Genomic DNA, 11774 nt, shown 5'->3' on the forward strand with positions numbered 1-11774 from the left:
CCACGAAAAAGGTAACGGGGAGGATCATCGGGATTCGACACGCCCCGGAGGGACGAACATGACCTCCCGGTGTTGACCCGGGGTGTGGCGGGGCCGTCGGGCGCGCCTCAGGGCGTGGACGTCCAGCCCTCCCCGTGGAGTCGTTCGAATCCGTCCAGGAGGAGGTCCAGCGCGAACTCGAACTCGAACCGGTCGTCGCAGCCCTGGCCGACGACGGACCGCCGGTCGTGGGCCACCGCCCGGGCCAGCTCGGTGACGTGGGGGTACCGCCGGGCCATCGCCTCGTACGCGGCCGCCTGCGCCCGGTCGTCCTGCGGTGCGGTGCTCGTGCTCGCCGGGTCGTCGAACAGCTCCTCGGTGAAGCCCAGCACCCGGCTGCCGAGGGCGTGCATCATGTGGTGGGTGAGGTCGGTCGAGAATCCGCCGGCCCGGAACATGCCGATCACGGAGTCCAGGTACGCGAGCACGGTCGGCGTCGGGCTGGTGCGCGACCGGACCACCTGAGCCGCCCAGGTGTGCGCCAGGAGGGCGGCGCGCGCCCCGAGGATCCGCCCGCGGACCGCGCTCTTCCAGTCGGATCCGGGGACTTGGCCCTCGATCCCCGCGAAGACGACTTCCACCATGCCGTCCAGGAGCTCTTCTTTGTTGGCCACGTGCTTGTAGAGCGCCATCGGCACCACGCCCAGCTCCTGGGCGAGTCGGCGCATGCTCAGCGCCTCGATCCCGGCAGCGTCGGCGAAGGCGACGGCGGCGCGCAGCACCCGGTCCCGGTTCAGGGGGGTCCGGCGTGGTTCCTGCGGCTGCTCGGGCATGTGGGCTTCTCCCTCGATCCGTTCATGGGGTGGCGCGGGCAGGGTCCCGCCTTGACGAGTGTACGGCGTACACCTACTGTGAGCGCCAGCTGTCGGGTGTACGCCGTACACCCATCGAGGGAGGGTCGGTTCCGCATGAGCTCAACCAGGAGAATCGCGAGCGTCGCGGGGGTGCTGTTCCTCGTCACCGAGGTCGCCGCGATCGGCGGGCTCGCGCTCTACCGCCCCGTCCTGCACGACGCCGGGTACGTCGTCGGCTCCGGCGCCGACACCCGGGTGTTCCTGGGGGCGCTGTGCGAGTTCGTCCTCGCGCTGGCGGTCACGGGCACCGGAGCCGCGCTGTACCCGGTCCTGAGGAGGCAGAACGAGGGGGCCGCCGTCGCCTACGTCTGCGGGCGCCTGCTGGAGGCAGCCGTCATCCTCATCGGCATCATCAGCGTGCTGTCGGTCGTGACGCTCAGGAGGCAGGCCGAGGGCGCGGCGGGTATCGACGAGGCCTCCCTGGTCACGGCCGGCCAGGCCCTGGTGGCCTTCCACGACTGGACGTTCCTGTTCGGGCCGAACTTCGTCCTCGGCGCCAACACCCTGGTGCTGGCCGGCCTGATGTACACCTCGCGGCTGGTGCCGCGGTTCATCGCCGTCCTGGGGCTGGTCGGCGGGACGATGATCTGCGCCTCTGCGACCGCCGTGCTGTTCGGGACATACGAGCAGGTCTCGGTGGCGGGGACGCTCGCGGCTCTTCCCGTGTTCGCCTGGGAGGTGACGCTGGCCGTCCGGCTGCTCGGCAAGGGCTTCGACGAGGGCTCCGGTGACAGCGTTGCGTGACAGCACCCGGGGCAGCGCCGGCGCCGGTGCCCGCGTGGGCGCCGACGCCGGGTGACGGTTCTCAGGGCATCCGGTCCACGTTCCCTATCGGCAGGCTCCGGAAGAACTCCACGGCCTGCGCGCGCCCGTACGGCTCCCAGGACGCGGCCTCGGCGGCGGCCGCCTCCGCGTGCCGCCGGATCTCCGCCCTGAGCCGCCGGTCCACGCCGGCGGCGCGGGCGATCTCCCTGATCCGCCCGGGGTGGCGTCCGTGCAGCCGGGGTCGCCGAGCGCGGCTTCGAAGGCCGCCTCGGCCCCGGTCGTGGCGGCCAGCACCGCGCGGACGGCATAAGAAGTCATCTCATGTGGTGCGGGTTAGGTTCCTTGACACGAGCACCGCGAGCTGGTGCAACCGCTGGCAGTACTGGGCTCCTGCAGGTTCATTGATCTCAGGGATGGCTCGGTCCAGGTCCTCGATGCAGCTCTGCAGGATGCGGCTGTTCTTCGAGTCGAGCGTGCCGCCGTTGTCCAGCCACCTGAGAACGCAGCCAGCGGTGTACAAGTCGAGCAGCCACATGTCTGCACCACCGAACTTCGCACGCCGCAGGCTGTCAGGGAAGGGCGCATGACGGTGTTCCTGCCAGAGACGACCTGCGGTCTGCATCTGCTCAGTTGATTCGCTCACTTGAACCATCCTGCCGTAGCCGTCGCGGCGGTCCGGCGTTCATCTTCAAACGGCAGTAGCAGATGAGGCCTGCAGCGATGCCTGCGAACGCCAGGAAGTGTTCGGCCTTGCGCTCATAGCGCCGTTTCGGTCATGCGGTCGGCCGGTCCGCGTAGCGGCGGCGGAGGTGGGCGATGAGGACGACGCGGTGGCGCAGGAGTGGAACGCTGGCGCGTCTGGCCATCACCCGTTTTTGCAGCTTGAGTTCGGTGATGCGACCTTCATTGACCCCGGAGTTGTAAGGGGTGGTGATTTCCTGCGTCATAGGGTCCGCCGGCTTGCTGGCGGACCCTATGTGCGGTGTGGCCGGTGACGGTCGCGGACGGGGCACCGTTTGGTGCCCCGCCTAGCGCCGAACTACGTGAGGTGCCTGCTCCTGCTGCCTGCGGAGCTGGACGAGGACGGCAGTTTGGAAGAAGTGCGGGACGCCGGGAGCGCGCATGCACATGCGGCACGGCTGCCTCCTGGCACGGCCCGTTCTTCTTCCCAGGGTGTCAGCCGAATTCGCCGTCGCGTACTCCGTCCCGGAAGGCCGCCCACTCCTGCCCGGTGAAGCGTAGATCGCCCCGTCCAGGGTTCTTGGAGTCGCGCACAGCAACCGCGCCGCCACCGAGATCGGCCACCTCTCCACACTGGTCACCGTCGATGCTCTTGGTGCTCTTGTGCCACGAGGCAGATGAAAGATCCCGCTCGTACAGATCCTGCTTGCGCATGATGGTCTCCTTTCGGCACCTTCCACCGTGCGACACATCAGTCGCCTGTGCACCTCGGATCCGCAGCCCGCCTGCGCCCCGAGCCCACGGCGAAGGGCCGGCCCTGGACCCCTCCTCCCCCCGGCGACCCGGCCCGGGCCCGCACCAGGAACAGGCGCCCGGGACATGAAAGAGCTGTGCCGCGCGGCACACGGCGTCGCCAGCCCCGCCGTCACCGGACTGTGCCGCCAAACCTACGGGACCCGGTAGCGGCGGCGGCTCGGCGAGCTGGGCGTGGAGGCGCCCGCACGGCCCCGCAGGACAACGACGAAGGCCACCCCCACGCCCACGTCCGGGCGAGGCGCCGCAGCCTTCCGAACCGGCGTCCAGGTCCTCGCGCAGTACCTGCAGCGAGAAGGCGGCAACATGCCCCGGCCCGCGCACATCGAACGACTCCCAGACGGCAACGAACACCGCGGGGCGCGGCAGCACCGGAGTAATGCTCATGACCCGTGGATCGGCCTCGGGTTGGACGCGAAGGGCATACCTTCCGAGTGATCGACTTGTGGTCATCGAGCAGGCCGGCGTTGCACCGTCGGCCGGGAAGGCACGCCCGTGCTGAGCGTAGTGAACGCCGATGGAACGACCGAGACCGGCTCCCTGATCGACGAAATCGTCCGCGAGGGCGCGAGGCGGATGCTGGCCGCCGCCCTGGAGGCGGAAGTCGACGCCTACATAGCTGAGTTGGCGGACCAGCGTGACGAGCGCGGGCACCGCTTGGTGGTCCGCAACGGCTACCACCAGCCACGGAAGGTCACGACCACGGCCGGGGCGGTCGAGGTGAAGGCCCCGCGGATCAACGACAAGCGCGTCGAGGAGACGACGGGTGAGCGCAAGCGGTTCTCCTCGGCGATCCTCCCGCCGTGGTGCCGCACGTCCCCGAAGATCAGCGAGGTGTTGCCGCTGCTGTATCTGCACGGACTGTCCTCCGGCGACTTCGTGCCCGCCCTCGAGCAGTTCCTGGGCAGCTCCGCGGGGCTATCGCCGGCGACCGTGACCCGTCTGACGGCCCAGTGGCATGCCGACCACTCCGCGTTCGGCGAGCGCGATCTGTCGGGCAGCGACTACGTCTACGTCTGGGCCGACGGCATCCATCTGCGCATACGCCTGCGAGAGGCGAAGTCGTGTGTCCTGGTGATGATGGGCGTGCGCGCGGACGGCACCAAAGAGCTGATCGCCATGGCCGACGGCTACCGCGAATCCGCCGACTCCTGGGCCGACTTGCTGCGCGATTGCAGGCGCCGCGGCATGCGTGCACCCGTCCTCGCGGTCGGCGACGGCGCCCTCGGCTTCTGGAAGGCCATCAGCGAGGTGTTCCCCGAAACCCGGCATCAAAGGTGCTGGGTTCACAAGATCGCCAACGTCACGAACACCCTGCCGAAGTCCGCGCAACCCGGCGCGAAGAAGGTCCTCAAGGAGATCTACAACGCCGAGGACCGCGACCACGCGCTGAAGGCCGTCACCGAGTTCGACAAGACGTACGGCGTGAAATGGCCCAAGGCCGTCAAGAAGATCATCGATGACGTGGACGAGTTGCTGTCGTTCTACGACTTCCCCGCCGAGCACTGGATCCACCTGCGGACCACGAATCCGGTCGAGTCGACCTTCGCCACCGTCCGGCTGCGGACCAAGGTCACCCGGGGCGCCGGCAGCGCGGCGGCCGCCCTGGCCATGGTCTTCAAGCTCGTCGAGTCCGCCCAGACCCGCTGGCGGGCCGTGAACGCACCCCACCTCGTCGCCCTCGTCCGTGCCGGAGCCCGCTTCGAACGCGGCCACCTCGTCGAACGCCCGGAGAGCCACGCAGCCTGAACGACCTCAGCTGACCCCCAGACCGATGAGTTTTCCGGTTGACTGCAGTCTTCCTTGTGACACCCCGTCCCGGCGGGCAGGAAGCCGGTGGATCCCGGTGTCATAGAGGAGGAGAGATGGAGGCCAGGATGAACACTCCGATTCGGCTGTACATGTCGATGTCCCTCGACGGCTATATCGCCGGCCCGGACGATCGGTCAGGCCAGGAGCTCGGACGCAACGGTGGGCGGCTCTTCAACTGGCTCGACGATCGGGAATCCGATGGGCCCAACGGACAGGTCTACCGCGAAGCGCTGGCAACCGGCGCAGTGATCTCCGGCCGTCGGACATTCGAACTCGCCGGGCGCTGGCAGGGCGACCATCACGACGGCGTGCCGATCTTCGTCCTCACCCACCACGTGGATGACGGGGACGTGCCACCCGGCCACGCGCGATTCGTCACCGATGTCGAGGACTGCGCCCGTCAGGCTCGAGCGGCAGCCGGTGACCGGCCGGTCATGGTCCACGGAGCGGGAGCGGCCCAAGCCCTTCTCCGAGCTGGGCAGATCGACGAGCTAGAGATCCATCTGGTCCAGGTCCTTCTCGGCAGCGGCCGGCGGCTGTTCACCATCTCGGTAGTGATCACATTGAACTCGACCTCGTCCGCCGGCTCGACGATCGAGACGTCACGCACCTCCGCTACCGGGTGCACCAACCCGAGAAGACCGCATGAAGACGCTCTTCGTGGCGTACCGCGTTACCGATCTGGACCGCTCGCTCGGTTTCTACACCGCCTTGGGCTACGTCGAGCTGGGCAGGGTCGAACCCGGTGCCGGTGCTCGCCTTGCGATCCTGAAGTTCCCCGGCGAACCGGCGGCCTCGCTCGAACTGGTCGACCGCCCCGGCGACGGACGCATCGACGTGGGCAACGGTTTCGACCATCTCGCGATCCAGGTGGAAACACTCGCCACCGCCCTGGAGACACTGGCCGAATCCGGCCTGGAGCCGGAGCCTATCCAGTATCCAGGCGGCCCTCATGGCCCAAAGACGTCGTGGCTCACGGACCCGGACGGCTACCGGATCGAGTTGGTGGAATGGCCGTCCGGACATCCCGACGGCATCACCGCAGCAGACTTCTCCTGAGACAGCCAACGTGAGTGGAGTGACGAAGCACCTGTCGATGCGGCCGCGGCGCAACGCGCAGCGGCAGCTCCACCTCACCCACAGGTCTTGACGATACTCCCGCACCGGGATATGGATCGCCAACCCAAAAGGCCCGCCGCGACCGACTCGACCAGGCGCGGCTGTGCCGCACTCGCCCACCTCGGTGTGGTCTGGGCGCGGTAGGAACGGGAGCCCGCCGCCGACCAGACTGGCCGCGTGCGCCGTACAACTCACCGGTGCCCACCACTCGGACCTCTGGTGAGACTGATCCCCACGCCCTACACGAACGACAACCAACCTTCACTTTCTCGCCAGGCAGCCCGAGCCCCTGGGGCCATAGGGGCAGCTGTATGCGAGCCGTCGGCGTTACCGGGGGCGAAGGAGTCTGCGCCGAGCCCGTCTGCGGGCGGGTGTCAGCGGCTGTGGTGCCGGATGCTCTGCTGACGCGGGATTCGGGTCAGCCGGCGTGCCCTGGAGCGGTGGCGGCCGCGAAGGGGATTGCGCCGCGCCGGAGCACTGGGGGCCAGTACCAGAAGAGCGACGACTACGAGGACCGCGACGAGGATGAGCACGGCAACGAGATTCATGTTCCTGCCTTCCGGTCGGGTACGGACTACCTGTAGCTACATCATGTAGCCGATAAACCAGCCCATAAACACGATGAGTGAGGATGCGTTGGTGTTCGAAACCCCAGGTCTGCTTTCCCCGCAAGCCCCACGCGGGCGGGCAGCGGCGAGGGCGGCTACGTAGATCCTGAGGCGGTAGACGCAGGCGCCTTCCTGCGGTTATTGCCTTGCCGTGCTCTTCCGTGCGGGTCGGCATGCCGTCAGGATGGTGCGATACCGCGCCGGGTGGTGGGCCGGGGTTGCCACGTTCCCGCTTATCGCAACCGATTGTTGCGACCGAACAGCTCACGCCCAGCTCCTACGGCAATGGCCGCGGCTATCAGACTGCCGGGGACCCACGCCGCGGTTGCATCAGTGCCGCGCGCCGGTTCCGGGTCGATGCGGCCCGCCGGGTCATACACCACCTGAAGTTGCTGGTCCTTGCTGCCGGCATCGGTGGTTGATGTCATGGCTGTGGGCCGGCCGCTGGGACAGTCCAGGCGGTAGTCGTAGTAAGTGGTCGAAGTCGTGGTGGTATGACCGTTGGAATCCGTAGAAGTGGAGGTCTCGACCCGTGAGTTTTTCTCCAGCACGGTGCAGGTGATGTCGAGCCCTGCTCTCCAGCACCCAGTCGTCGAAGGACGCAACAGTCACTCCCAGTGCCCACAGCAGGAGAGCCGCAGGCAGGAAGCGCAGATGCCTGCTGAGGAAACTGAATCCCAAGAGACCGAAGGCGGCCAGCATTCCGGCGGCGGTCCACCACCGTCCACCGGGCACATAGGCGGCGAGCAGCAGGAAGGCGAGCAGCACTCCCGTGATGAGCAGCGGGAGGGCGACAGCCACACGCGCACGTTTACGGCGCCTGGCAACCTCCCTCGGCTCCTTCGGCTCCCTCGACAACGAGTAGTCCACCGTTCTCCCCCCGACGCCGGCTCCTTTAAGGAAAGCCGAACGTACCCGAGCCGTACAGAGGGCCCTCTCCCACCGCCCTCGGCCCGCGGGCGCCGACGTCCCGGCAGAGCCCGGCCGCCCTGTACCGGAGTGCCGCCGTCCCCGCCGAGCAGCCACCGGCCCCGTCTTCGACTTCTGACCCTCCGCACCCTTCCAGCCCTGACAAGCCGTCCGACCCCGCGAGAGGCCGCGGCCGGACAACTCGGCGTCTCTGCGCCGACGCCGGAACTGCTCACGCCGGGCTGTGGCCCTGGTTGGTATTGAAGTCGTTGAGCTGGATGTGGTCGGTGCCGTCTGCCACCAAGCCTGTCCTCCTCGCGGCTCCCGAGGCACGGACTCGCCGCCGCAGCATCAGCCTCCGCTGGCGGTAACGGCGGCTTCCCCCTCCCCCGCCGTAGAAGTCGCGCATATCGGGAGGCAGAGCGTCAGCGGATGGAGGTCATTGGCCGGTTCAGGGAGTGGGAGAGCCGGCAGCAGGTGGCTGACCGCCCGCTGTCCGGGGGCCTCAGCCCCCGCCAGATGGCGGCGAGAGGAGACGACCCCGCAAGCTGGCCTCCCGACGTGCAAGCGGCGGTGGGCGACCTCGCTGTGGTGGGCGGGTGTGCGCGCGTCGGTCCGCAACAGGCAGGCGAGCGCACAAGCCGTACGGAAAGTTGTCGAGGCGATCACCAGAACGGCCGCCGCACTGCAGGAGGCGGGCAGGCCCGGCATGAGCTTCTCGTCAATGCACCCGGGCGGTACGTCCGGTGGTGTCCGGAGGCGCGTGGTGGGGGAGGGCAGGTCCGACCAGTCGAAATGGATCCACCAACCACGGAGCACTTCCTGGGGATTCGCCTTGATGGAGCGCTGGCGACCGAACAGGGCACCACGATCCGGCAGCTCGTCGAGGAGCTCGCCGAGGGCCGGCCGACCCAGGCCGAGTACGCGGAGAGCGCCGAGCAGGCCCGCGCCGAGCTCGCCTCCATGCTGGGCACCGTACCGAGTGAGGAGGCCGAGGCGAAGGCCCGCGGCCTGCTGGAGCACCTCGGCGCCCGCCAGGACTCGGCGGCCGCGTAGTGGGGCCGATTGCGGTCGTTCTGGATCACACGGCCGCCACCGCCCTCCATCATCCCAAGGACCCGTACAACGAGGCCGTGGCCGCGTTCTACGTCCAAGCCTCCGGCGGCCTGGGCACCCTGTACGCGCCCGTGCTCTCCCGGACCGCAGGTGGCACCGGGCGGCCCAGCCTGCTCGCCTACATCAACGGGCTCCGGTTCATCGAGATCGAGCCGTTCGACACCGCCGCCGCCCTGGCCGCCACCGAGCTCCTGCACGCCGGGCATCCTTGGGCGGCCGTCCACGCCATCCACGCTGCCCGCCCCTCGGCAGACTTCCCCGCCGGCCGCTACCTCCTCACTCTGGAACCTGAGCTGTACGACGGCACCGGTGTCCAGGCCGTCCATCCGGATCATTGAGAGGCTTCTGGTAGACGAATGCCGGTGGGGGGTACGGGCCGAGCTCGACGCGCAGCACGTGGCCGTTCGAATCGGGGCCGACGTCAGGTGCCGGTGGGTGTAAGGCATCCCCGACCGTTGGGATCGGTGCACCTCGGGCCCCCTCCGGGGAACGCGGGGTTGGTGAGGATCGGCCTCAGGGCCTCGATCAGTGCGGCGTCGCGCGGGCGGTCCCAACTGTCCCTCAACCTTCAGCACCACGACGTCCGACACCCCGCCCACATGATCCTGCCCGGCGCTGTGCGGCCGCCTGCGGCGTTCTGACGCCCTCCAGGCCCCCGAGAGAAGACGATCAAGTCCATCAGAGCCGCCCACAAGGCGTACGGCGCTTCGAACGGCCCGGCGAAGGTGAGCCGGGCCTCCGTGACGGCTCCACGGCCGCTCCGGCACCGCTCCCGCCCTCCCGCACCACTTGCTGTGCTCCGAGCCGAGCTCCGCTCTCAAGGAGAGATCAACAACCCGCACACAGGTACGACAAATACTTATGGGGGTGCAAGGCCGGCCCCGACCGGCGACGAGCGCATCGCCCGCATCGCGCTCTCAGGGGAGCCGGCGGGGACTTCGCCGACGGGGTGCAGCGCCTTGCACCCTTCCCGACCTGCCGGTGCAGCAGGTCGTGCTGCCCCGGCTGCTGCTTCTGGTGGCGAAGGGTGCAAGTCGCTGTGCTCACCGGTCGCGCAGCATTCGCACGACCCAGGCTGCACACGGGCGCTGCTCGTGTAGCAGGCCGGTGCAGCAGGCCCGGGCGGCGAGCAGCAGACGGCGCTGCACTGCCGTTCGGCTACGCCCCTGCTGCTGCGACCGGCCCGCGACGGGGCCTACCGCCGCCGTGTCCGCGCGCCTCCGAGGCGCAGTCGAGGCATGTCTCGCTGCACCCGCTGGTGGAGCGAGACTGACCCAGCTTTCCCGAGCGCGTCGTGAGACTGATGGAGCGGGGCAGTAAGGCCGTCTCAGTTCCCGATGCCGGAGCTGCCGATGCCCGAGTTCCCGATGCCGTGGCTGCCGATGCCCGAGTTCTCGATGCCCGCGTTGCCCAGACCCGAGTTGGCGATGCCGGCGTTGCCCAGACCCGAGTTGGCGATGCCGGCGTTGCCCAGACCCGAGTTGGCGATGCCGGCGTTGCCGATGCCCGAGTTCCCGATGCCGGCGTTGCCCACGCCGTCGGCGCTGGCCACGCCAGCGCCGCAGAGAGCCAGAACAGCCGCGGCACTCAGCGCGGCCGCTACACGGAGAAGAGTTGAACGCATCGTCACATGCCTCCTGCTTTGGGATTATTTGTCCATATTTCTAGCACGCCACCGTATCGGATACCGGGACCAATGTCCGAAACCGTCGTGTCGCCCGGTCCTTGCCCGATGGCGGCAACGCGGAGACCTGAGACACCAGCGCCTAGGCAACCGATTCGTGGGCGTCGTGGAACCAGCCGGCCGGCGTTTTCCCCTCTGGACGAACGAGGGCGCGCCTTGGCTGGCGGAGCTCGCGTTCCGGCCCTCCAGAACGTGTCGGTATCGCCTGGCCAGCGCGCTGAGAGGGGACGATTACACACAGAAGCGGCGCCAGCCCGTACGCTCTGGCCGGCCCGGGGTCAGGGGCCGATGAGCCTGTGCAGGGCTGCGGCACTGATTCCCAACGCGGGCAGGCCTGCGAGCAGGGCGCCAGCGATGCCGCCGACGCTGAGGCGGCGTCGAGCGCAGTGCTGACCGCATGCATCGCGCCGAGGTCCCAGCCGGGGTGACGGACTGTCGCGTCGACGCCGCATGCGGGTCGTTGATCAGCCGTGTGCCGGGCCCTACGCGTGGGTCATGGCAGAGTTCTGTCGACCCAGGCGGTTTCTGGACCGGGCGGGCGGGTGCGGCACCGTGGGGACGTACGGCCGCCGGCTGATCAGGACGACGGCGACGGAGGCCGGTACGTGGGGCGGCCGACCGCGACCTGCAGCCGGTCCATCTCATGCGGGACGCACGAGCTATTTCGCGTGCAGCGCCTGGACAGATACCCACGCCCGCCGCCACCGAGCCTGTGGCCCGCCGCGCTGTGCGGCGGCCCACAGGCGACGTCAGTCGATCTCCAGCCGTCCCGTCGGTCAGTCGCCCGACTCCGGAGCCGGCGTTCGACTGTATGGGTGGTCATGTCCATTGCAGAAACGATCAGGCCTGCGGCGAGTGCGCCGCGCATCGCCGACGCGTGGAACGTTTGCGGCACAGCCCCTGCCGAAAACGTCGCGGGGCCGATGAACGGAGACGTGCATGAGCGCTCAACTTCCCGGCGGAGTCGTCCGGATCACCCCTGACGGTGGTCAGTGCCCGCCGAAGACCCTCGGCCTGTACCGGGACATCAACTGCCAGGGCCCCGCGTACGGCATCGGGGCCGGTTACAGCGTGGACCTGCGCCAGTTGCCCCTTCCCAACGGCGGCAGCATGTTCAAGAACGTCTCGTCGTGGGTCAACCTGACGGACAGTGACGCCAAGCTGATCGGCAAGGGCGAGCGCATCCTGAAGGCCGGCGAGAAGCTGGAAGAATCGAGCGGCTACAACGACACGGTTGAGCGAGTCGAGTGGGTCCAGTAAGCAGCCGCTTCCCGGTGGTGGGGCGGGCGGGTGTCGTGCGCCCGCCCCACCACCGGCTCGCTCCATGGTGCGACGGCGGCGGACGGTTCAGGAGGTCCTACGTTGTTGGTGGGT

At 68.8% G+C, this 11774-nt stretch carries 13 protein-coding genes and 1 pseudogene; 7 read left to right on the plus strand and 7 right to left on the minus strand.

The features are described from left to right. Positions 1–107: 107 nt before the first annotated feature. Positions 108–812, minus strand: coding sequence for a TetR/AcrR family transcriptional regulator (locus J7E94_RS27220; RefSeq protein ID WP_215019458.1), 705 nt, complete (start codon positions 810–812; stop codon positions 108–110). 135 nt (positions 813–947) lie between these two features. Here J7E94_RS27220 and J7E94_RS27225 point away from each other — a divergent pair, with 135 nt between their 5' ends. Beyond that, the gene (locus J7E94_RS27225) at positions 948–1637 is read left to right on the plus strand and encodes a DUF4386 domain-containing protein (RefSeq protein WP_215019459.1); all 690 of its coding nucleotides are present in this window, start codon (positions 948–950) and stop codon (positions 1635–1637) included. 61 nt (positions 1638–1698) lie between these two features. Here the strand turns inward: J7E94_RS27225 and J7E94_RS27230 are convergent, their stop codons facing one another. The 4 genes from J7E94_RS27230 to J7E94_RS27245 form a co-directional block, all read right to left on the minus strand. Then, entirely contained in the window at positions 1699–1842 is a 144-nt protein-coding gene (locus J7E94_RS27230) for a hypothetical protein (RefSeq protein ID WP_215019460.1), read from the minus strand. 135 nt (positions 1843–1977) lie between these two features. After that, complete coding sequence (locus J7E94_RS27235) at positions 1978–2301, minus strand: hypothetical protein (protein ID WP_215019461.1); 324 nt, start codon at positions 2299–2301, stop codon at positions 1978–1980. 130 nt (positions 2302–2431) lie between these two features. Further along, positions 2432–2605, minus strand: a complete 174-nt coding sequence (locus tag J7E94_RS27240; protein ID WP_215019470.1) for a hypothetical protein — start codon at positions 2603–2605, stop codon at positions 2432–2434. A gap of 229 nt (positions 2606–2834) precedes the next feature. Next, on the minus strand, positions 2835–3053 hold the full coding sequence (locus tag J7E94_RS27245; protein ID WP_215019462.1) for a DUF397 domain-containing protein: 219 nt from the start codon (positions 3051–3053) through the stop codon (positions 2835–2837). Between the two features lie 594 nt (positions 3054–3647). On the opposite strand from J7E94_RS27245, the gene J7E94_RS27250 reads away from it, so the two are divergent. The 3 genes and pseudogenes from J7E94_RS27250 to J7E94_RS27260 all read left to right on the plus strand — a co-directional run bounded on the left by J7E94_RS27250 (position 3648) and on the right by J7E94_RS27260 (position 6023). After that, complete coding sequence (locus tag J7E94_RS27250; RefSeq protein ID WP_215019463.1) at positions 3648–4901, plus strand: IS256 family transposase; 1254 nt, start codon at positions 3648–3650, stop codon at positions 4899–4901. Positions 4902–5029: 128 nt separating this feature from the next. Beyond that, positions 5030–5613: pseudogene (locus J7E94_RS27255) on the plus strand (dihydrofolate reductase family protein). Continuing rightward, positions 5610–6023, plus strand: a complete 414-nt coding sequence (locus tag J7E94_RS27260) for a VOC family protein (RefSeq protein WP_215019464.1) — start codon at positions 5610–5612, stop codon at positions 6021–6023. Before J7E94_RS27255 ends, J7E94_RS27260 begins: the two are co-directional and overlap by 4 nt. Positions 6024–6924: 901 nt before the next feature. Here the strand turns inward: J7E94_RS27260 and J7E94_RS27265 are convergent. Then, the gene (locus J7E94_RS27265; protein WP_215019465.1) at positions 6925–7242 is read right to left on the minus strand and encodes a hypothetical protein; all 318 of its coding nucleotides are present in this window, start codon (positions 7240–7242) and stop codon (positions 6925–6927) included. A gap of 1153 nt (positions 7243–8395) precedes the next feature. Between J7E94_RS27265 and J7E94_RS27270 the strand changes: the two genes are divergently transcribed. Next, complete coding sequence (locus J7E94_RS27270; protein ID WP_215019466.1) at positions 8396–8656, plus strand: hypothetical protein; 261 nt, start codon at positions 8396–8398, stop codon at positions 8654–8656. Beyond that, positions 8656–9054 carry a hypothetical protein gene (locus J7E94_RS27275; RefSeq protein WP_215019467.1) on the plus strand — a complete coding sequence of 133 codons (399 nt, stop codon included), beginning with the start codon at positions 8656–8658 and terminating at the stop codon, positions 9052–9054. The genes J7E94_RS27270 and J7E94_RS27275 overlap by 1 nt, the downstream gene beginning before the upstream one ends. Before the next feature lie 989 nt (positions 9055–10043). Here the strand turns inward: J7E94_RS27275 and J7E94_RS27280 are convergent. Then, positions 10044–10268: a pentapeptide repeat-containing protein gene (locus J7E94_RS27280; protein ID WP_251057292.1), complete on the minus strand. Its 225-nt coding sequence runs from the start codon at positions 10266–10268 to the stop codon at positions 10044–10046. A 1071-nt stretch (positions 10269–11339) separates the two neighbouring features. On the opposite strand from J7E94_RS27280, the gene J7E94_RS27285 reads away from it, so the two are divergent. Further along, entirely contained in the window at positions 11340–11660 is a 321-nt protein-coding gene (locus tag J7E94_RS27285) for a hypothetical protein (RefSeq protein WP_215019469.1), read from the plus strand. Positions 11661–11774: the final 114 nt, after the last annotated feature.

It is taken from the genome of Streptomyces sp. ISL-94, assembly GCF_018614075.1.
In the GTDB taxonomy this organism is placed as follows: Bacteria; Actinomycetota; Actinomycetes; order Streptomycetales; family Streptomycetaceae; genus Streptomyces.